Source organism: Teichococcus vastitatis (assembly GCF_003604215.1).
GTDB lineage: Bacteria > Pseudomonadota > Alphaproteobacteria > Acetobacterales > Acetobacteraceae > Pseudoroseomonas > Pseudoroseomonas vastitatis.
The window spans coordinates 177,728-196,708 of the sequence record NZ_QXGS01000004.1 but is presented as its reverse complement, the minus strand read 5'-3'; the positions used below and the strand labels follow the sequence as shown (position 1 = coordinate 196,708).

General features: G+C 71.0%; 21 protein-coding genes and 1 pseudogene. 10 read left to right on the top strand and 12 right to left on the bottom strand.

Features of this window, described 5'->3' with window-relative positions:
- Window positions 1-43 precede the first annotated feature (43 nt).
- Complete coding sequence (locus D2K64_RS08770) at window positions 44-331, bottom strand: hypothetical protein (protein ID WP_120007913.1); 288 nt, start codon at window positions 329-331, stop codon at window positions 44-46.
- A gap of 327 nt (window positions 332-658) precedes the next feature.
- Between D2K64_RS08770 and D2K64_RS08765 the strand changes: the two genes are divergently transcribed.
- The 4 genes from D2K64_RS08765 (at window position 659) to D2K64_RS08750 (ending at window position 2,671) form a co-directional block, all read left to right on the top strand.
- Window positions 659-937, top strand: coding sequence for a hypothetical protein (locus tag D2K64_RS08765; RefSeq protein ID WP_120007911.1), 279 nt, complete (start codon window positions 659-661; stop codon window positions 935-937).
- A gap of 36 nt (window positions 938-973) precedes the next feature.
- Complete coding sequence (locus tag D2K64_RS08760; RefSeq protein WP_157985779.1) at window positions 974-1,354, top strand: hypothetical protein; 381 nt, start codon at window positions 974-976, stop codon at window positions 1,352-1,354.
- A gap of 118 nt (window positions 1,355-1,472) precedes the next feature.
- Window positions 1,473-2,090 carry a PIG-L deacetylase family protein gene (locus D2K64_RS25460; protein ID WP_370764642.1) on the top strand — a complete coding sequence of 206 codons (618 nt, stop codon included), beginning with the start codon at window positions 1,473-1,475 and terminating at the stop codon, window positions 2,088-2,090.
- Window positions 2,087-2,671 carry an SAM-dependent methyltransferase gene (locus D2K64_RS08750; RefSeq protein ID WP_120007907.1) on the top strand — a complete coding sequence of 195 codons (585 nt, stop codon included), beginning with the start codon at window positions 2,087-2,089 and terminating at the stop codon, window positions 2,669-2,671. Before D2K64_RS25460 ends, D2K64_RS08750 begins: the two co-directional genes overlap by 4 nt.
- A 154-nt stretch (window positions 2,672-2,825) precedes the next feature.
- On the opposite strand, the gene D2K64_RS25455 is transcribed toward D2K64_RS08750, so the two are convergent.
- Together D2K64_RS25455 and D2K64_RS08735 are read right to left on the bottom strand one after the other, a co-directional pair.
- Window positions 2,826-3,302 carry a hypothetical protein gene (locus D2K64_RS25455; RefSeq protein WP_238384097.1) on the bottom strand — a complete coding sequence of 159 codons (477 nt, stop codon included), beginning with the start codon at window positions 3,300-3,302 and terminating at the stop codon, window positions 2,826-2,828.
- Between the two features lie 634 nt (window positions 3,303-3,936).
- Complete coding sequence (locus tag D2K64_RS08735; RefSeq protein WP_120007901.1) at window positions 3,937-4,260, bottom strand: NIPSNAP family protein; 324 nt, start codon at window positions 4,258-4,260, stop codon at window positions 3,937-3,939.
- 76 nt (window positions 4,261-4,336) lie between these two features.
- On the opposite strand from D2K64_RS08735, the gene D2K64_RS08730 reads away from it, so the two are divergent.
- The 6 genes from D2K64_RS08730 to D2K64_RS08705 are packed head-to-tail and all read left to right on the top strand — an operon-like array spanning window position 4,337 to window position 10,605.
- Complete coding sequence (locus D2K64_RS08730) at window positions 4,337-5,074, top strand: FadR/GntR family transcriptional regulator (protein ID WP_162306167.1); 738 nt, start codon at window positions 4,337-4,339, stop codon at window positions 5,072-5,074.
- Between the two features lie 39 nt (window positions 5,075-5,113).
- Window positions 5,114-6,253 (top strand): mandelate racemase/muconate lactonizing enzyme family protein, encoded by a 1,140-nt coding sequence (locus tag D2K64_RS08725; protein ID WP_120007897.1) that lies wholly within the window; start codon window positions 5,114-5,116, stop codon window positions 6,251-6,253.
- Window positions 6,254-6,256: 3 nt separating this feature from the next.
- Window positions 6,257-7,249 carry a hydroxyacid dehydrogenase gene (locus tag D2K64_RS08720; protein ID WP_120007895.1) on the top strand — a complete coding sequence of 331 codons (993 nt, stop codon included), beginning with the start codon at window positions 6,257-6,259 and terminating at the stop codon, window positions 7,247-7,249.
- Window positions 7,246-8,421 carry a mandelate racemase/muconate lactonizing enzyme family protein gene (locus D2K64_RS08715; RefSeq protein WP_120007893.1) on the top strand — a complete coding sequence of 392 codons (1,176 nt, stop codon included), beginning with the start codon at window positions 7,246-7,248 and terminating at the stop codon, window positions 8,419-8,421. Before D2K64_RS08720 ends, D2K64_RS08715 begins: the two co-directional genes overlap by 4 nt.
- Window positions 8,418-9,557, top strand: a complete 1,140-nt coding sequence (locus tag D2K64_RS08710) for a mandelate racemase/muconate lactonizing enzyme family protein (protein WP_120007891.1) — start codon at window positions 8,418-8,420, stop codon at window positions 9,555-9,557. Before D2K64_RS08715 ends, D2K64_RS08710 begins: the two co-directional genes overlap by 4 nt.
- 58 nt (window positions 9,558-9,615) lie before the next feature.
- Window positions 9,616-10,605, top strand: a complete 990-nt coding sequence (locus tag D2K64_RS08705) for a Bug family tripartite tricarboxylate transporter substrate binding protein (protein ID WP_120007889.1) — start codon at window positions 9,616-9,618, stop codon at window positions 10,603-10,605.
- A gap of 69 nt (window positions 10,606-10,674) precedes the next feature.
- Here the strand turns inward: D2K64_RS08705 and glpD are convergent.
- The 9 genes and pseudogenes from glpD to D2K64_RS08665 form a co-directional block, all read right to left on the bottom strand.
- Window positions 10,675-12,179: pseudogene (gene glpD, locus D2K64_RS08700) on the bottom strand (glycerol-3-phosphate dehydrogenase).
- On the bottom strand, window positions 12,179-13,012 hold the full coding sequence (phnE, locus tag D2K64_RS08695) for a phosphonate ABC transporter, permease protein PhnE (protein WP_120007887.1): 834 nt from the start codon (window positions 13,010-13,012) through the stop codon (window positions 12,179-12,181). The pseudogene glpD and the gene phnE overlap by 1 nt, the downstream one beginning before the upstream one ends.
- Window positions 13,009-14,568 (bottom strand): phosphonate ABC transporter ATP-binding protein, encoded by a 1,560-nt coding sequence (gene phnC / locus D2K64_RS25450; protein ID WP_238384096.1) that lies wholly within the window; start codon window positions 14,566-14,568, stop codon window positions 13,009-13,011. Before phnC ends, phnE begins: the two co-directional genes overlap by 4 nt.
- A 13-nt stretch (window positions 14,569-14,581) precedes the next feature.
- Window positions 14,582-14,866 (bottom strand): hypothetical protein, encoded by a 285-nt coding sequence (locus D2K64_RS25445; RefSeq protein WP_238384095.1) that lies wholly within the window; start codon window positions 14,864-14,866, stop codon window positions 14,582-14,584.
- A 32-nt stretch (window positions 14,867-14,898) separates the two neighbouring features.
- Complete coding sequence (gene phnD, locus D2K64_RS08680; protein WP_238384094.1) at window positions 14,899-15,657, bottom strand: phosphate/phosphite/phosphonate ABC transporter substrate-binding protein; 759 nt, start codon at window positions 15,655-15,657, stop codon at window positions 14,899-14,901.
- The gene (locus D2K64_RS25440) at window positions 15,654-15,797 is read right to left on the bottom strand and encodes a hydrolase (RefSeq protein ID WP_238384093.1); all 144 of its coding nucleotides are present in this window, start codon (window positions 15,795-15,797) and stop codon (window positions 15,654-15,656) included. Before D2K64_RS25440 ends, phnD begins: the two co-directional genes overlap by 4 nt.
- Window positions 15,798-15,932: 135 nt before the next feature.
- A complete protein-coding gene (locus D2K64_RS25435) occupies window positions 15,933-16,421 on the bottom strand; it encodes an HAD family hydrolase (RefSeq protein ID WP_238384092.1) in 489 nt (162 codons plus the stop codon).
- A 109-nt stretch (window positions 16,422-16,530) separates the two neighbouring features.
- On the bottom strand, window positions 16,531-17,373 hold the full coding sequence (locus D2K64_RS08670; protein WP_238384091.1) for a DeoR/GlpR family DNA-binding transcription regulator: 843 nt from the start codon (window positions 17,371-17,373) through the stop codon (window positions 16,531-16,533).
- A 268-nt stretch (window positions 17,374-17,641) separates the two neighbouring features.
- Window positions 17,642-18,970, bottom strand: coding sequence for an LLM class flavin-dependent oxidoreductase (locus D2K64_RS08665; RefSeq protein ID WP_120007883.1), 1,329 nt, complete (start codon window positions 18,968-18,970; stop codon window positions 17,642-17,644).
- Between the last annotated feature and the right edge of the window lie 11 nt (window positions 18,971-18,981).

Sequence of the window (18,981 nt, the reverse complement as noted above, 5' to 3'; positions counted from 1 at the left end):
GGGGCCGATCCTGAGCCGTCGGGGAGAACTTTGTCAGCTCCAGTCAGTAGGGGGAAAGTCCGCGGCCGTCGGAGGCCCTTCCGCGGTGATGGTAATCCAGGCAGGAGTTGCGCACGCGCGCGCCGATTACGGCGGCGCGAGGATTGTTGGCGCCGAGCCAGGGCTGCTGGCGCTCCGCGATCTCGCCCTGCCGGATGCATTCCAGCTCAATCGCCCGCTCGCGGCGTGCTTCCTCCGACAGCGCCGGGCGCGGCACTTCCGGGGCATCCTGCGCCGCTGGCGGCGCCACACATCCGGACAGCAGCAGAGGCAGCAGGATCAGACGGAACATGCGCGCTTTCCCGGTGTGGCCGTTGAAGAGGCAGTATCCGTCCAGCAGGCCCCGCGAGGCCAGCGCTGATCCACCCGACGCTGTTTTCATGAGGCGCGGGTGCCGACAGCCGCAGCAGGGCGCCGAACCACCCGGCTGGCGAGACGGTGGCCATGCACCTCCGCACAACAGGCCCATCCGGAACGACGGCCCTCGTCCTACTCCGGCAGCGGCCAGCCGCATCGTGATGGTGGTGGCCATTTCTGGTTCCTCCACGGCTCGGGCGCGACGTTTTGCAACCCCGCGCCCACGGGGCGCTTACTGGAACTTCGCGTATGGCCACCGCTCATGCTTGAACAGTCTCTTTCTCATCTTTCCAGCGCGCTGGCCGCCGCCGGCCACGTCGCTGCCCTGCGCGTCGCCGGGCGCCGCGACGGAGCCTCTCCGGAGCAGGAGATCGCCGCCCTGGCCGGGGAGGGATTGCTGGCCGCCTCCTTGCCGGTGCGGCTCGGCGGGATCGGGCTGGGCCAGGGTGGCGATGGTGCGGCGATGCTGGCGCCGCCCGCGGTGCGGATCGGCGAGGCCGGCGACGACCAGCGGCAACCTTTTTTCTCCGGCGGCGCCTGACGCTTCCTCGCGGTGCAGGCCGGCGGCGCCGCCGAATTGGTCCGCCTGCTGTGCCAGCACCTGCGCGACTTCGGCCGGGACGGCGATCCGCATCAGCGCGCCCGCGTCGGCGAGGCCGTGGCGGCGCTGGAAACCGCGACGCTATGGGTCACGCGCGCGGCCTGGCACATGGCGCGGGATAGCCTGTCGCCCGAGGCCAAGGTCGCCTACGTCAACCTGGCACGCGGCGCCGTGGAGCGGGCGCTCCTGGAGATCCTGTTGCATGCGCAGCGATCCGTGGGCCTGATGGCATCATGCGGCCGCACCCGATGGAGCCCGTGGCGCGCGATCTTGCGACCTATCTGCGGCAGCCGACACCGGATCAGGCCCTGCGGTGGGGTGCCACCTTTGCTGGATCAAAAGGAAGCGGCGTGGTGACGATGGCGGGGCACTTCTTCGACGCGGCCGAGGCGCTGCCCGTCGCGCCGCTGGGCACCATCCTGGCACCCGGCGGGGTGGTGGTGCTGGCGCCGCATCCGGATGACGAGAGCCTGGGCTGTGGCGGGCTGCTCGCCGCCGCCTCCATCGGGCGAGCGGCTGCCGTGATCTTATCAGCGATGGCGGCGCGTCCCACCGCAACTCCCGCCGCTATCCGCCGCGCCTGCTCCGGAGCCTTCGCGAGGAGGACGCGCTGGCCGCCCTGGCAGCGCTGGGGCTGGCGCCGGGGGCGGCGCATTTCCTGCGGCTGGAGGATGCGGCCGTGCCGTTCTCCGGGGCAGCCTTCGACTCCGCCATGTGCAGCATCCTGGATGTCGCCAGGGCCGTGAGTGCCGGCACGCTGCTGGCGACTTGGCGGCACGATCCGCATTGCGATCATCAGGCCACCCACGCCATGGCCGCCGCAGCGGTGCGGCGGGATCCGCGGCTGCTGCACCTTGCATACCCCGTCTGGGGCCATACCCTGCCGGCGCAAACGTCGGTCCCCGGAGGCGCTCCGCGCGGAAGGCGGCTCGACATCGCGGCGCAACTGCCGGCCAAGCGCCGGGCGATCCGGGCGCACCGGTCGCAGACCACCAGGCTGATCGATGATGATCCGGACGGCTTCATGCTGGACGATGCCATGCTGGCGCGCTTCGATCGGCCGTTCGGAATCTTCCTGGAACCCGCCTCATGAACCGCGCCATCCAGTCCCTTCCGGCCAGCTACTTCGACGCCCTCTACGCCACCGATCCCGATCCCTGGAAATTCCGGAGCAGCGCGTATGAAGCCGCCAAATACCAGGCGACCCTGGATGCCCTGCCGCGTCCGCATTACGGACGCGCATTGGAGATCGGCTGCTCGATCGGCGTGCTGACGCGGATGCTGGCCGGACGCTGCGGCCGCCTGCTGGCGCTGGATGGCGCCGCCCGGGCCGTGGCCGAGGCGCGCCGCCACTGCGCCGGGCTGCAGCAGCTGGAGTTGCAGCAGCGCGAGATCCCGCGTCAATGGCCGCGCGGCCGGTTCGATCTGATCCTGTTCTCCGAGATCCTGTACTACCTCGACCAGGATGATCTGGCGCAGACCGCCGCCCTGACGCTGCGCTCGCTGTGCCCCGGCGGGGAGGTGCTGCTGGTGCACTGGATCGGCACCACCGACTACCCGCTTTCCGGTGACGCGGCGGTGGAGAGCTTCCTGGCGGCGGCCGGCCCGCGATTGGTTGCGGTGACGCAGACCCGCACCGACCGGTACCGCCTGGATCTGCTGCGGCTGGGCTGAGCGTCGCCAGGATCCGTTCGACCGCCTCGATTTCGGGCAGCAATTCGGAAGGATGCAGCGGCACGGCGCGCAGCAGCGGGCTGGCAGCTTCCGCCAAATTGCCACACCGCGCCGAAGGGCGCGTTCGAAAGGTCCTGCAGGAACCCCCAGGGCATCAGGAAGCGGGCGGCCCAGCGCTCCGCCCCCGTGACATCGGCCGCGGCATGCAGGCGGCGAAGTCCGGCTCCAGCGCGGGATCGCAGGTCGCGTCCGGCTCGCTCGTCCAGCGCCGCAACGTGTCGGCGGCGCCCCCCGTGGCGCGCCCCTCGGTGCGGCAGGACGTCAGCACGCGGACGGCCGGCGCGTGGCGGCTGTCCGCATCCAACGCCCGCAGCGCTGCCAGCATGGCGCGATCCTCGCCGGCGGAGACGCGCGGCAGGCAGCCGGCGCGGCGATAGGCCGGCAGCCGGATTGCCAGGCTGGCACCCGAGGCCATGCGGTGCCTGGGCCAGGCATCGTGCTGCACCGGATCCAGGCGCGCCTCCATCTCGGCCGGCAACGCGGCGTAGGCGACCTCCAGCGTGATGCGCCGCTGCAGCGGATCGGGCAGCGCGGCGGTTTCGTCCGGATCGTAGTCGATCTGGCCCGCCACCGCGTCGGCGCCCTTGTCCAGCTCGGCGCGGGTCGCGGCCAGTCCGGTGCCACCCGGCTGTCAGCATCGGTGATGAGCAGAAGGCCGTCCGGCTGCGCTTCCCGCTCCAGAAGCTCGGCGGCGGCATTCAGCGCCCGCCCGCGCGCCTCGCCCGCATGGGACAGGCCGGAGGGCAGGTTCACGTGGTGCAGCACCAGCCGGAAGGCCGCGCGGGCGGCACGGGTCCGCGCCAGCTCCTCGGTTCCGTCGGTGCAGCCGTTCAACAGCAGCACCGTAAGCGGCGAAGCGTCCGGCTGATCGGCGAGAGCGCCGAGGCAGACGCCGATGCGGCCCGCCTCGTTGCGGGCCGGAATGTCCAGCACGGCGGCGCCCGCCGCGAGCGGGCCGTGGGACGGCACGGAAGGGGAGCATCATGCCGCTGCACTAACACCAACGCTCACGCTGTGTCGCAGCACCGGGCCCCGCAGGCCGGCGAAGCCACGGCCACCGGGTGCCGCCGCCTGCCGGTGGCGGGAGCGCGCCGGGTGGAACGAAAGCAGGGATGGTCAGGCGGGCCCGTCCGGGCCGCAGGCCGGCTGTCGGAGCCGGCCCGTGCCCGATCATCGAAGCGGGCGCTGCCACCCAGAGCCAAGCCTCATTCCTGCCAGAGCGGCCGCATGAAGGGGGCCGGCAGGAGCAGCTTGTTGTCCTGCGTCAGCACCATGGGCCGCACCTTGGCGGCATAGGCCTTCCAGGCCGGGTCGGCGAGCAGCCGTCCCCGCCGCTCCGTCCGTTCGGCCAGATCCTCGTAGGCCCAGAGATGGATGACCTGGTTCAAGGGACCGAACTCGGTGGAATAATAGCCCACCATCCGTCCCAGGATCGGCTTCTGGATGGCCAGACCTTCCGCCTCATAGGTAGCGAGATAGGCAGCCGCCTGGCCGGGCTGCAGCGTGTAGATGCGTTCCTCGACGATCATCGATCTCTTCTCCCTGAACAACGCCCTTGTGGCTTCTTTGAACTGGTAGTACCAGTTTGGTATGACCAATCGTGACGTGAGTCAAAGCGCCTTCCGCCTGAGCGCCCCACCGCCCGATGAGCGGAGCGGGCTGCTCGGCCGCCTGCTGACCTTGATCGCCTATCACCGCCTGGGTCCTGGAGACCGGCTGCCCGGGGAACGCGACCTCGCGGAGCGCTTCGGCGTCGGCCGCGGCGCGGTGCGGGAGGCCCTGGTGGTGCTGGAAACGCTGCGCGTCATCGAGCGCCGGCCCAATTCCGGCATCTATCTGCGCGCGGTGGAGAAGCAGGGCTCGATCGAGGCCATCGTGCTGCAGGCCGAGCTCGGCATTCCGCTGACCGGCGCGGAGGTGCGCGAAGTGGTCGAGCTGCGCCGCATCCTGGAGATGCAGGCGATGCGGCTCGCCGCCGAGCGCCGGCACGAGGATGACATCCGGCGCCTCGATGCCATTCTCGCGCAGGGTGCCGCCACCGTGTCCGCCGGGAAGAACCTGGCCGATGATGACGCGGCCTTCCACCTCGCCATGGTGGAGGCCACGGGGAACCACGTGTTCCTGCGGGTGGTGCATGCCTTCTACCTGATGTCGCGCAATCGTCGCCGCGCCTACTTCGCCGATGGGCGGCGCGCCCCGCTTTCGCAGGCCCAGCACGTGGCGATGCGCGATGCCGTGGCAGCGGGCGATCCGGACCGTGCCGAGGCCGCCATGGGCGGGCATCTGCGGGGCGTCGAGAGCTACTGGCTCGAGCTTCTGGAGCGGCGCGCGCAGGACGAGTAACCGCGCCGCGGAGGCGGCTTTGGGGAGGAAACACAAAGAATGAAAGTGACAAACGTCACCTGCCATGTGCTGCAGTCCAAGGTGGAGCAGCCCTTCACCTCGGCGCGCGGCTGGCTCTACACCACGCGCGCTTCCTGCATCGTCGAGATCACAACCGATGAAGGCATCACCGGCTGGGGCGAGTGCTACGGGCCGGCGATGGTCAACAAGACCATCATCGAGACCCAGTACCGTCAGCGGGTGATCGGCCGCGACCCCTTCGATGTCGAGGTGGTGTGGGAGGATCTTTACAACCGCATCAAGGATTACGGCCTGACGGGCATGACCATCGCCGCGCTGTCGGGCATCGACATCGCGCTGTGGGACATCATCGGCCGCGCAGTCGGCAGGCCGGTGCACAAGCTGATCGGCGGCGCGCACCGCACCGAGGTGCAGGCCTACGCCACCGGCCTCTACTTCATCGACATGGACCGGCTGGTGGAGGAGGCGGTCGAGGAGGCGGAGGAGTATGTCGGGCAGGGCTTCCGCGCCATCAAGATGAAGATTGGCCTCGGCGATCCGAAGCTCGATCTGCGACGCGTGGCCGCGGTGCGACAGGCGATCGGGCCGGATGTGAAGCTCGCCGTCGACGCCAATCACTGCTTCACCGTGCCGCAAGCCATCCGCCTCGGCCGCGCCATGGAGGAGCTGGACCTGATGTGGTTCGAGGAGCCGATCAGCCCCGAGGACCATGACGGCTACGTCGAGGTGACGCGGGCGCTCGATATGGCCGTCGCCGGCGGCGAGAACGACTTCACCCGCTGGGGCTTCCGCGACGTCATCGCCCGCAAGGCGATGGACATCGTGCAGCCCGATGTTTGCGCGGCGGGCGGCATCAGCGAGTGCCGCAAGATCGCCGCCATGGCCTCGGCGCATGGCGTGGAATGCGTGCCGCATGCCTGGGGCTCGGCCATCGGGTTGGCCGCCACGGTGCAGTTCCTGGCCGCCCTGCCGGACACCCCGCCCGCCTTCCGCCCCATGCCGCCGATGCTGGAATTCGAGCAGACGCCGAACCCGCTGCGCGACCACTTGGCGAAGGAGCCCATCGTGCAGCAGCGCGGCATCGTGCGCGTGCCGGATGGGCCGGGGCTCGGCATCGAGGTCGATCGTGCCGTGCTCGACCAGTACAAGGTGGCCTAAGCGGTGCTCGTTGCCCTGACCGATCCCATCGATCCGGCCGGCGAGGCGGTGCTGCGCGAGGCCGGCCACGCGGTGGAACTGGCCGCGCCGGGCGGGCTCGATGCCCTGCTGGCCCGCGCCGAGGCCGTGGTGGTACGCCGCCAATTGCCTGACGCGCTGTGTGCCCGCGCCCCGCGCCTGCTGGCGGCGGTGCGGCAGGGGGTGGGGGTGGACATGATCCCCATTCCTGACTGCACCGCGCATGGCGTGCTGGTGGCCAATGTGCCGGGCGCCAACGCGGATTCCGTGGCCGAGTTCGCCATCGCGCAGATGCTGGCCGTCGCCCGCCACGCGGAGGGGATGCACGCGGCGTTGCTGGCGGAGGGCTGGGACAAGGCCCGCGCCCGCACCGCCAGCGCCTTCGAGCTGCGGGGCCGCACGCTCGGCATCGTCGGCGTCGGCGCCGTAGGGCGGCGGCTGGCGGAGATCGCCGGCAGCGGCTTCCGCATGCGCGTGCTGGGCCACCGGCGCGACCGCAGCGCGCTGCCGTCGGGGGTGGACTACGCCACGCTGGAGGAGTTGTTCTCCGCCAGCGACTTCATCGTGCTCGCATGCCCCCTGACCGAGGAAACACGCGGCTTGGTATCCGCCGCCCTCCTGGCGCGGATGAAGCCCACCGCCTGGCTGCTGAACCTGGCGCGCGGCGCCGTGGTGCAGGAGGCAGCACTGCTGGAGGCGCTGCGCGAGAAGCGGATTGGCGGCGCGGCGCTCGATGTTTTCGCGGCGCAGCCCCTGGCGCCGGACCATCCGTTGCGCGCCCTGCCTAACGTGCTGCTGACGCCGCATGGCGCCGGCCTCAGCCGGGAGGCGGTGCTGCGCATGAGCACCGGCGCGGCGGAGGAGGTGGTGCGTATCCTGCGCGGCGATCGGCCGCGCAGCTTCGTCAACCCCGAAGCCTGGGCGGCCTCGCGCGCGCGGCGCCAGAGCCTCGGCTATCCGGAGGCCGTCACGGCATGAAGATCTCCCGCGTGCAGGCCACCTGGTGCCGCGTGCCGATCCCCGAGGAGCGGCGCTTCACCAGCGATTTCGGCCTGGTCTCGACCTTTGATTCCGTGATCGTGCGGGTGGAGACCGATACCGGCCTCACCGGCTGGGGCGAGGCCAAGGCCGGCGTCGGCAGCGCCGCCGCCTGCGCCGGCCTCGCCGCCATCATCAACGAGGATTATGCACCGCTGCTGCTGGGCCAGGACCCGCGCGACATTTCCCGCCTGTGGGACGTGATGTACAACACGCCGCGCGAGGGCTACGCCATCGCCGACGGCCACGGCCTGCCGCAGCTCGGCCGGCGTGGCCTCTCCATCTCCGCCATCGCCGGCCTCGACATCGCGCTGTGGGACATCCTCGGCAAGTCGCTGGACGTGCCGGTCTGGCGGCTGCTGGGCGGCCGGCGGGCGGAGCGCATGCCGGCCTATGCCTCGGGCGGCTGGGCCGATGTCACCAAGATCGGTGCACAACTCAAGGGGTACTGCGACAAGGCCGGCTTCCGCGCGGTGAAGATGCGCGTCGGCGTCATGGATGGCTCTCCCGCCCGGTCGGCCGCCCGCGTGCGCGCGGCGCGGGAGGCGCTGGGGCCCGACATCCGGCTGATGGCCGATGCGCACGGCACCTGGACCGTGGCCGAGGCGCGCGCCTTCTGCCGCATGGTGGAGGACCTCGACCTGTTCTGGTTCGAGGAGCCGTGCAGCGCCGACGACAAGGCCGGGATGGCGGAGGTGCGGCGCTGTTCCACCGTGCCGATCAGCGCCGGCGAGAGCGAGTTCACCCGGCATGATTTCCGCGAGTTGGCGGAGCTGCGCGCGGCCGATGTGCTGCAACCGGACCTCGCCATCGCCGGCGGCATCACCGAGGGGCTGCGGATCTCCGCCATCGCGTCCGCCTTCAACCTGCGCCTCGCGCCGCATCTGTGGTCCGGGGCGCCGGCCTTCGCCGCTGGGCTGCACCTGGCAGCGACGCAGAGCGCCGGCTTCATCCTGGAATACTCGCTGGGCCACAACTCCATGCTGCACGACCTGATCGAGGAGGATTTCCCCGTGGAGGACGGCTATGTCGCCATCCCGGACCGGCCGGGACTGGGCATCACCGTGCGGGAATCCTTTCTGCGCGAATACGGGCAGGGAAGCCGCGCATGAAGATCGCGAACATCGAGGCCTTCCCCACCTCCTTCCCGGTGCCGGAAGGGGCGGGGGTGTCGCTCGGGGTCGGCCGCGCGGTGAAGCGCGACGCGGTGGTGGTGAAGGTTACCACGGATGATGGGCTGGTGGGCTGGGGCGAGAGCCACCATGGCCGCGCCCACACCGCCGTCGCCGCGCTGCTGCAGACCACGCTGAAGCGGCTGGTGCTCGGCATGGAGGCCACCGACACGGTGGGCGTCTGGCAGAAGATTTATCGCGGCCAGCTTGCCAGCCACGGCATGGGCGCGGGCTGCGCGCTGGCCATGTCGGGGCTCGACATGGCGCTGTGGGACATCCGCGGCAAGGCGGCGGGCCTGCCGCTCTACAAGCTCCTGGGCGGCGCGGCGCGGGCGGTGCCGGCCTATGCCGGCGGCGTCGCGCTGGGCTACCAGCCGCCGGAGGAGCTGGTGGCGGAGGCCGCGCCGCATCTGGAGGCCGGATACCGGGCGCTGAAGCTGCGCATCGGCGACGCGGTGCCGAAGGACATCGCCCGCATGGAGGCGGTCCGCGCGGCCTTCGATCCGGAGATCGACATCCTGGCCGATGCCAACACTGCCTACAGCCTCGCCGACGTGCGGCGCGTGATGCCGGCGATGGACGCGCTGCGGATGGGCTGGCTGGAGGAGCCGTTTCCGCCGCATGACCGGCACGACTACGCCGCGGCGCGCGGATATGGCCGCACGCCGCTGGCGGCGGGGGAGAACCATTTCACCCGCTTCGAGTTCGCGCCGCTGCTGGAGGATGCCGCCATCGGCATCTGGCAGCCCGACCTGTCGAAATGCGGCGGCATCACCGAGGCGCTGCGCATCGCGGCCATCGCCTCGGCGCACAAGATCGCGGTGCATCCGCACAGCTCGATGACCGGGCTGAACCAGGCGGCCAGCATCCACTTCCTCTGCGCCATCGACAATGCCGGATATTTCGAGGCCGACGTGTCGCGGGGAAACCTGTTCCGCGACGCGCTGGTCAGCGAACCCTGGCGCATCGGCGCGGATGGCTGCGTCCGGCCGCCGGAAGCGCCGGGCATCGGCCTGGAGGTCGATGAGGAATGGCTGCGCGCCCATCCCGCGATCGAGGGGCCCGGCTACGTGTGAATTCGAAATAGCGCGACTGCCCCGGCAGAGGGCGGCGCGCACGCAACAGGAGGCGTTCATGACACAGCATACCGGGCGGGGCCTGCTCCGCCGCCTCGCGCTCGTCGCCCTCGCGGCCTGCGCTCCCCTTGCGGCCCGCGCCGCCGAGCCGGGCTTCCCGGCCCGCGAGATCCGGTTCCTCAATCCGTTCGCGCCCGGCGGCACCTCCGACCTGATCGGCCGGATCCTGGCCGAGCAGCTGGGGAAGCAGATCGGCCAGAACGTCATCGTCGAGAACCGGACCGGCGCCGGCGGCGTCGTCGCGACGCAGGAGCTGGCCCGCAGCGCGCCCGACGGCCACACCCTGTTGCTGGCCTCGATGGGGATCCTGACCATCACGCCGCAGATGCAGAGCCTGCCCTACGACGTGCAGAAGGATCTCGTGCCCGTCGCCAACATCGCCTCAGTGTACAACATCCTCGTCACCGGGCCGCGCTCGGAGATTCGGAGCTGGCAGGATGTGGCACGGCTCGGCAAGGAGCGCGGGCGCAATCTGAGCTGCGCCACGGTGGGCGCCGGTTCCAGCCAGCAACTCTCCTGCATCCTGTTCGCCGCCCTGACCGGGTCCCAGATCACCCAGGTGCCCTACCGGGGCGGCGCGCCGGCCATTCTCGACATCTCCAGCGGGCGGGTCGACGTGATGTTCGGCAACATGCCGGAATTCATCGGCCAGATCCGCGACGGAGGGCTGCGTGCCGTGGCCTACGGCGCACAAGCCGCCTCGCCGCTGATGCCGGAGCTGCCGGTGATCTCGAAGGATGGATTGCCGGGCTTCGTGATCCCCAGCTGGTTCGGCGTGGTGGTGCCAGGCGGCACGCCGCAGGCCATCGTCGACCGCTGGAACGCCGAGCTGAACCGCGCCCTGGCCTCGCCCGAGGTGCAGCGCCGCTTCACCGAGAACGGGCTGATGCGCATCGGCGGCACGCGCGACGACTTCCAGCGGCACATCGAGGCGGACCGGGCCCGCTGGGGAGCCATCATCCGCGAGCACAACATCCGCGCCGAATAACGGCCGGCGCCGGGGGTGGCTGCCGCTTCCCGGGCCTGATGCCGCCGGCCTCGACGGGCCGGCGGCGGTTCATTCCGCCATGGCGGCGGGTTGGCGGCGGAACAGGGCGGCGAAGCGATCAAGCTCGGCCGGGGTCATGTGAAGCCCGCGCTTGGTGTGGCGGCACAGCGCGTCCTCCGGCTCGCGCACCCATTCCTCGCGCCGCATCCATTCGAGCTCGCGCTCGGTGATGCCGCCCCCCAGATCCTGGCCGAGATCCTCCCGCCGGCGCGCAGCGCCGAGCACGCGGTCCAGCTCGCCGCCATAGCAGCGGAACAGGCGTCGCAGCAGGGCGGGATCCAGGAACGCGTAGCGCTGCGCCGCCTGCTGCAGGAAGGCCGCGGCGCCGAAGCCGCCGAGATCTCCGCCCGGCAGAACCGCGCCGGCGGTCCAGGCGGGCGCCCTGTTGCCCTGCGCGGCGCAGAGCTGGCCGGCCGCATCCTCGGCCAGGCGGCGGTAGGTGGTGATCTTGCCGCCGAACACCGACAACAGCGGCGGGCCGTCGCGGTCGAGCTTCAAGACGTAGTCACGGGTCACCGCCGAAGGATTGTCGGCGCCATCATCCTGTAGCGGACGAACGCCGGAATACCTCCAGACCACGTCGGCCGGCGCGATGCCGCGTCGGAAGGCGCGCGACACGGCGCGGCAGAGATAGGCGGCTTCCTCCGGCGTGCAGCGCGGCGGGCCGTCCGCCGGGTCATGCAGCACGTCGGTGGTGCCGACCAGGGTGAAGCGGCCCTCATAGGGGATCACGAACACGATCCGCCGGTCATCGTTCTGCAGGATGTAGGCGTGGTCGCCCTGGTACAGTGCCGGCAGCACGATATGGCTGCCGCGCACCAGCCGGACGCGGCCCGGCGCCGCGATGCGGGTGGCGTCCAGCGCCTGCATCACCCAGGGCCAGCGGCATTGGCGATGGCGCGCGCGGTGACGCTGCGGGTGCGGCCGGTCGCGACGTCGCGCAGCTCGCACCGCCATCCATCGGTGGCGCGCCGCGCTCCCGTGAAGTTCGTGCGCACGCAGATCTCGGCGCCGCGCGCCGCCGCGTCGCGCGCGTTGAGCAGCACGAGCCGTGCATCCTCGACCCAGGCGTCGGAATAAGCGAAGCCGTGCCGCAGGCTGTCCCGCAGCGGCGCGCCGGCCGGGTGGCGCCGCAGGTCCAGCGACTCGCTGGGCGGCAGCGTCACCCGCTTGGCCAGATGGTCGTACAGGAACAGGCCCAGGCGCAGCATCCGGCGTGGCCGCATCTCCGGTTCGTGCGGCAGCACGAAGCGCATCGGCCAGATGATGTGCGGCGCGGCCCGCAGCAGCACCTCGCGCTCCGCCAGGGCTTCGCGCACCAAGCGGAACTCGCGGCGCTCCAGGTAGCGCAACCCGCCATGCACCAGCTTGGAGGAGGCGGAGGAGGTGGCGCCGGCCAGGTCGCCGCGCTCGGCCAGAAGAACGGACAGGCCGCGTCCCGCGGCGTCGCGGGCGATGCCGGCGCCGTTGGCGCCGCCACCGACCACCAGCAGGTCAACGCTGTCGCGCGGCATCACAGCAGCCTCGCGCGCAGCCGGGTCACCGCCACCTCGGCGATCAGCACCACCACCAGGATGGCGAGCAGGATGGTCGCCACGCGGTCCCAGTGGAAGAAGTTGATGGCGTTGTCGAGCACCAGTCCGATGCCGCCGGCGCCGACCAGGCCCAGCACGGCGCTTTCCCGCACGTTGATGTCCCAGCGGAACAGCGCGATGCCCCAGAAGGCCGGCTGCACCTGCGGCCAGACGCCCTTCAGCAATTCGCTGCCCCAGGGTGCACCGGCGGCGCGCAGCGCCTCGCGCGGGCCGTGCGCGGTTTCCTCCAGCGCTTCCGACAGCAGCTTGCCGACGAAGCCCACCGAGCGGAAGGCGATGGCGAACACGCCGGCCGCCGGGCCAGGCCCGAACACCGCCACGAACAGCAGCGCCCAGACCAGTGAATTGACCGAGCGCGACGTCACCAGGCCGAGCTGCGCCAGCACGTTGAGCGGCCGGATCGTGCAGATGTTGCGCACCGCCAGCAGGGCCAGCGGCACCGCCAGCACGAAGCACAGCAGCGTGCCGAGCGGCGCGATGTGCAGCGTCTCGACCAGCGCGTTGTGCACCCCGGGCCAGTAATGCGACAGCGCCGGCGGCCACATGCGCAGCAGGAGGTCGCCCATCTGTTCCGGCGCATCGGCCAGAAACTCGGGAATGATGTCGATGCTGCGCACGGCCCAGACCACGGCGGCGACGCAGACCAGCCAGATCAGCCAGCGGCCGATGCGCTGCGCCGGGGTGTGGCGGGTCCATTCGCGCCGCAGCGGCGCCATCGGGTCCAGGGCGGGGGGCGGGGACACGGCGTTCATCGCAGCGCTGCCCGCACGCGGCCAGAGACCAGCTCGGCCAGGAAGATCAGCGCGATGATCGACAGCAGGATGGCACAACAGAAGTCGTAGTCGAAGCGCTTGAAGGCCGCGAACAGGGTGCCGCCGATGCCGCCCGCACCGACAATGCCCACCAGCGTCGAGTTTCGCAGGTTGCTGTCGATCTGGTACAGACAGAAGCCGATGAAGCGGGAGGCGACCTGCGGCAGCACCGCATAGCTCATCACCTTCATTGGCCCGGCACCGGTGGCGCGGATGGCCTCGACCTGCTTCATCGAGATTTCCTCCACGGCCTCGGCGAACAGCTTGGCGATGAAGCCGATCGAGGCCACCACCAGCGCCGCCGTGCCGGCCAGCGCGCCGAAGCCGATCGCCTTCACGAACAGGATCGCGACGATCACGTAGTGCAGCGAGCGGCACACCGCGATCACCGCGCGCACCGGCCCCGAAATCCACCAGGGCGACAGGTTGCGCGCCGCCAGCAGGCCGAGCGGCAGCGAGATCAGGATGCCGAGGGCCGAGGCCAGCACGGCGATCTGCAGGCTTTCCAGCAGGCCTTCCAGCAACAGGTTCCAGCGCTCGAAATTGGGCGGCACCATGCGGCCGAGCAGCCTGCCGCCTTCGCCGAGGCCGTGGCTGACACGGTCCCAGGTGAGGCCGAGCGTGGTGCTGGCCCAGATGGCATAGGCGGCCAGCGCCAGCAGCGCGAGCCGCAGCGGCCAGTTGGGCGCGAAGGCGCGCCGCGCGGCGAGGCTGGCGCTCACAGCCAGTCCTCCCCGCCATAGATGGCGCGCAGGTGGTCGGTGCGCAGATCCTCGGGAGGCCCGTCGAAGATCACGCTGCCGCCGGCATGCCGATGATGCGGCGGGGTAGCGCTTGGCCAGCTCCACATTGTGGATGTTGATGATGACGGGAACGTTCTCCGCCGCCGTCAGCCGGGTCAGCAGCTCCAGCACCTCGGTCGCCGTGCGCGGGTCGAGGCTGCTGGTGGGCTCATCGGCCAGCAGGATCTCAGGTCGCTGCATCAGCGCGCGGGCGATGCCGACGCGCTGGCGCTGGCCACCCGACAGCGCGTCGGCGCGCCGCGTGGCGTGCTCCGGCAGGCCGACGGCGTCCAGCAGGGCGAAGGCGCGGTCGATGTCCTCCCGCGGGTAGCGGCGCAGCCAGGCGCGCCAGAAGGACACATAGCCCAGCCGGCCGCTGAGCACGTTCTCCATCACCGTCAGGCGCTCCACCAAGTTGTATTCCTGGAACACCATGCCGATGCGGCGCCGCGCCAGCCGCAGCTGCGCGCCGCGCAGCCCGGTCAGCTCCGTGCCGCGCAGGGTGACGCTGCCGCGGGTCGGCTCCACCAGACGGTTGATGCAGCGGATCAGCGTCGACTTGCCGGTGCCGGACGGACCGATGATGGCGGTGATGCCTTCGGACCCGACCGCCAGGTCGATGCCTTTCAGCACCGGCTGGCCGGCGGTGTATTCCTTGACGAGGCCGCGGATCTGCAGCGCCGGGCCGGCGGGTGGGGCAAAGCTCGCGGACATGGATCCCGGCCGTTCAGCGCGTCCGCGCGACGTGGGTGGGCGCGGCCGGCTGCTGCTGCGCGCGCTTGCGGGCCTCGGCCTCCAGCTCCTTGCGGCTTTCCGCATTGAAAGCGGCGCGGTTGTAGGGCGCGTTCACCGCATCGGCGACGGCGCGCACCGGCGCCCATTGCTCGGCATAGGTGGCGGGCCAGAAGCGGTCATTGCCGCCCAGGTCCTTGGCCATCTGCTCGGGGAAGCGATAGGACAGGAAGCATTCGCGGATCTTGGCCGACAATTCGGGCTTCAGGTCGTTGGCCACGGCGAAGCCGCTGGTGGAAAGGGCTCGCTTTCTTAGATCACGCGGAAGGCATCCCGCTTCACCTGCCCGCGCGCCACCATTCGCGTCCACACGTCGGAAGCCACCGGCGCGGCGTCGTAGTCGCCGGCGTTGACGCCCATCACGCTGCGGTCGTGGCCGCCGGAATACACCACCTGGTAGTCCTTCTCGGGCGTCAGGCCGAGGCCGGAGAAAAAGGCCCGCGGCGCCAGATTGCCGGAATTCGACGTGGCCGAAGTGTGCGCGACCCGCTTGCCCTTCAGGTCGGCCAGCGTCTTGTACGGGCTGTCGGCCTTGAACAGCAGGGCCACGCGGTAGCTCTCGAAGCCGTCCGCATTGCCCTTCACCGCGAAGGGGACGGCGCCGGCCAGGTTCACCGCGAGAGCGGTGGGGCCGGTGGAGAAGCCCGCCACGTGCAGACGGCCGGAGCGCATCGCCTCGACCTGCGCGGCGTTCGACGTCACCTGAAAATAGACGGCGCGCTTGCCGGTGCACTGGCTGAGGTGCTCCAGGAACGGCTTGAACTGGCTGGCATACAGCGCCGGATCCTCGACCGGGGTGTAGGTGAAGACGATGGTGGAGGGGTCGCGCAGCTTCGCAGCATCGGTCGGCGCGTCGGCCGCTATGTCGCGGTTGGCGTCGCAATAGGCTTCGTCGAGGGCGCCGCGGAAGGCACAGGCGGCGTCTGCGGCGGAAGCCGGCCGCGCGGCCAGCGCCAGCAGGCCGAGGACGGAAAGAGCCAGGATCGTGCCGGCCTTGGACGGGGTGTTCATGCGGCGTGTTCCTCCGGTGCGTCGCCGCGCGCCTTGAGCAGCGCGTCGGCAAATTCGGCGAAGCCCGCGCCGCCCTCGGCGCGGGTGATGAAGGCGGGGAGCGTCGGCATGCCCGGCAGGAACGGCACAACATTGGCCACACCCACCGAGCAGTCGATCGCGGCGAACAGCGGCGCGTCGTTGGCGCTGTCCCCGACAAAGGCGACGCGGCCGCGCAGCGAGGCGAGCGGAGCGAAGCGGGCGGCGAACAGCGCCTCGATCCCGGCGTGCTTGTCTCAGTCGCCGATCCAGGCACTGACGTGGATCGAGGACACCTTTGCCTGGGCATCGTGCGCGGTGAACACGGCGGCGATGCGGCCAGCGGCGGCGAGGCCGAGCGGCCCGGCATCCTCGCAAAAGTCGATGGCCACGTCGAACAGGCGGAAGGGCTGGTCGGCCGAAAGGGCGGCGCCGGGCACCGCGCGCAGCGCCTCGTCCGCGAGGTCCATCAGGCGGGCACGGGCGCGGCGCCGCTCGGCCTCGGGCTGCGCCTGCCAGCGCCGCATGCGGCGGGCGCCGCGATCGAGGGCGTACCAGAGCGCGCCATTCTCCCCCACCACGGCCGCCACCGGCCATTGGCGGGCCATGGCGTCGCACCAGCCCGCCGGGCGGCCGGTGACCGGGATCACGGCGATGCCGGCGGCATCGAGCGCTTCCAGCGCGGCATAGGTCCGGGCAGGCAGCCGCCCTTCGGTGGCCAAGGTGTCGTCAATGTCCGTCAGCACGTAGCGGAGGGGGCGAGCAACGCCGCAGGGGCGGCGGCCAGGGGCTGCGGCATGACGGTTTCGGGATCTTCGTCTCTATGACAGACTTTCCACTGATTTATGTGGAAGGTCAAACATGAAGCCGCGGCTCAACACGCTCATCATCCGGTGCCAGCGTGACCGCCACCCGTGCCCTGGCCAGCGCCGCCGCCAGCGGACCGGCCGGCGGCGCCTCGGCCACGAGATCGGTCAGGCCCTGCAGGGGGCAGACGCATTCCAGAAAGGCGGCGCCGAATTTGCGCGTATCCACCAGCAGGAGGCGCCGGGCGGCGCGCTCCAGCATGGCGCGCTTGACCCAGGCGGCGCGGCTTTCCGCTTCGCAGGGGCCGTCCTCGGTCAAGCCGGAGGCGCCGATCACCGCCAGGTCGACATGGAAGCGGCGCAGAAAGGCGGCCGTTTCCGGGCCGTAGACGCCGCGCTCCGTCACGCTCAGCTCCCCTGGGGCGACGATCACGCGCAGGCTCGCGCAGGCACCGGCCGCCACGGCGGCGTCGAGGCTGTTGGTCAGCAGCGTGGCGCGGATCTCCCGGCGGGCCAGGGCGCGGGCGAAATGCGTGGTGGTGCTGCCGGCATCCAGCATCACCACCGCGTCCGGCGGCACCAGCAGGGCGGCGGCGCGGCCGATGCGCGAGCGCTCGGCCACCTGCACCCGTTCCCGTTCGTCCAGCACCGGCTGGCGGGCGGCGGTGGAGGCGCCGCCATAGGTGCGCCGGACCATGCCGCGGGCGGATAATTCCTCCACGTCGCGGCGCACGGTTTCGGCCGAGACGCCGAACGCGTCGGCGAGCTCGCTGATGCGGACGGTGGGGTCGGTCGACAGCGCCTCGAGGATCGCGGCGTGACGCGCCGGCTTGCGGGGCGCGCTGGTGTTTCGTCTGGGCATGGCCGCATGGTGGCACAGCGGCCGGATCATGTGGAAGTTACCTCATCATGGCATGAGGGGAGTACCGGGCCTGCGGCCCTGCCGGCTGCGCGATCCGCCGCCCGGGAGTGGGTGGCGGGGCTATCCGGCGCGAGCAGCGGGTCGCCGATCCCGGCACCTCGAGCGCATGGTCCTCCCATGCGGATGCCGCCGGCCGAAACAGGCGCTTCGCTTGTTCGCCGCAGCCGGAATCGTCTCGGACCTGCGCCGCGGTCCCGGTCCTGGCTCCGGCAAGCGGAGCCGGTGCTGCGGGGTGCCTCTAGCCGCCGAAGAACCGGTTCGGCGGGCGCCGCAGGCCCAGATGGTCGCGCAGCGTCGGGCCGGAATAGGCGCGGCGCAGCAGGCCGCGCCGCTGCAGCTCCGGCACCACCTTGTCGACGAAATCATCCAGCCCGCCCGGCACGTGCGAGAACATCACGTTGAAGCCGTCGCAGGCCTTGGTGATCAGCCATTCCTCCATCTGGTCGGCGATGCCGCGCGGCGTGCCGACCATGGCCAGCCCGGCATAGCCGCCCAGCCGCTGCGCCAGCTGCCGCACCGTCAGCCCCTCCCGCGCGGCCAGCTGCAGGACGCGTTCGCGGCCGCTCTTGCTGGCGTTGCTGGGCGGGATGTCGGGCAGCGGGCCGTCCAGTTCGAAGCCGGACGCATCATGCCCGAGGGCGATGGACAGGGCCGCCAGGCCGCTCTGCTCGTGCACCAGCGCATCGAGCCGCGCCCGCGTGTCCCGTGCTTCCGCATCGGTATCGCCGATCACCACGAATGCGCCGGGCAGGATCTTCAGGGCATCAGGGTCGCGGCCGAGCCGTGCCATGCGGCCCTTCACATCGGCGTAGAAGCGGCGGCCATCCTCCAGCGTCGGGGTGGCGGCGAAGATCACCTCGGCGGTTTCCGCCGCCAGCTGGCGCCCGGCTTCCGAGGCGCCGGCCTGCACAATCACCGGCCAGCCCTGCACGGGACGCGCTACGTTGAGCGGGCCGCGTACCGAGAAATGCGGCCCCTTGTGGTTCAGCACATGTAGCTTGCCGGGATCGAAGAACAGCCCGTTTTGCGCGTCGCGGACAAAGGCGTCATCGGCCCAGCTGTCCCACAGGCCGGTGACCACGTCGAAGAATTCGCGGCCGCGGCGGTAGCGATCGGCATGGTCCACATGCTCCTCCAGCCCGAAATTCAGCGCCGCGTCGGGGTTGGAGGTGGTGACGATGTTCCATCCCGCCCGGCCGTTGCTGAGATGGTCGAGCGAGGCGAAGCGGCGCGCCACATGGTATGGCGCGTCGAAGGTGGTGGAGCCGGTGGCGATCAGCCCCAGCCGCTCCGTCACCACCGCCAGCGCCGGCAGCAGCGTCATCGGGTCGAAGGAGGTGACCGTGTGGGAGCGCTTCAGCGCTTCCAGCGGCATGTTCAGCACCGCGAGGTGGTCGGCCATGAAGAAGGCATCGAAGCAGCCGCGCTCCAGCGTCTGCGCGAAGCGCTTCAGGTGGGCGAAGTTGAAATTGGCATCCGGAAGGGCGCCCGGGTAGCGCCACGCGCCGGTATGGATGGTGGTGGGGCGGAGAAAGGCGCCGAGATGCAGCTGGTGTGGCTTGGGCATGCGGTGGACCC

Excerpts from the sequence above, each read along its gene's own strand:
- D2K64_RS08770 (WP_120007913.1), bottom strand. The coding sequence starts at position 331 with ATGTTCCGTCTGATCCTGCTGCCTCTGCTGCTGTCCGGATGTGTGGCG.
- D2K64_RS08765 (WP_120007911.1), top strand. The coding sequence starts at position 659 with ATGCTTGAACAGTCTCTTTCTCATCTTTCCAGCGCGCTGGCCGCCGCC.
- D2K64_RS08750 (WP_120007907.1), top strand. The coding sequence starts at position 2,087 with ATGAACCGCGCCATCCAGTCCCTTCCGGCCAGCTACTTCGACGCCCTC.
- D2K64_RS08735 (WP_120007901.1), bottom strand. The coding sequence starts at position 4,260 with ATGATCGTCGAGGAACGCATCTACACGCTGCAGCCCGGCCAGGCGGCT.
- D2K64_RS08725 (WP_120007897.1), top strand. The coding sequence starts at position 5,114 with ATGAAAGTGACAAACGTCACCTGCCATGTGCTGCAGTCCAAGGTGGAG.
- D2K64_RS08715 (WP_120007893.1), top strand. The coding sequence starts at position 7,246 with ATGAAGATCTCCCGCGTGCAGGCCACCTGGTGCCGCGTGCCGATCCCC.
- D2K64_RS08710 (WP_120007891.1), top strand. The coding sequence starts at position 8,418 with ATGAAGATCGCGAACATCGAGGCCTTCCCCACCTCCTTCCCGGTGCCG.
- D2K64_RS08705 (WP_120007889.1), top strand. The coding sequence starts at position 9,616 with ATGACACAGCATACCGGGCGGGGCCTGCTCCGCCGCCTCGCGCTCGTC.
- phnE (WP_120007887.1), bottom strand. The coding sequence starts at position 13,012 with ATGAACGCCGTGTCCCCGCCCCCCGCCCTGGACCCGATGGCGCCGCTG.
- phnC (WP_238384096.1), bottom strand. The coding sequence starts at position 14,568 with ATGTCCGCGAGCTTTGCCCCACCCGCCGGCCCGGCGCTGCAGATCCGC.
- phnD (WP_238384094.1), bottom strand. The coding sequence starts at position 15,657 with ATGAACACCCCGTCCAAGGCCGGCACGATCCTGGCTCTTTCCGTCCTC.
- D2K64_RS08670 (WP_238384091.1), bottom strand. The coding sequence starts at position 17,373 with ATGATCCGGCCGCTGTGCCACCATGCGGCCATGCCCAGACGAAACACC.
- D2K64_RS08665 (WP_120007883.1), bottom strand. The coding sequence starts at position 18,970 with ATGCCCAAGCCACACCAGCTGCATCTCGGCGCCTTTCTCCGCCCCACC.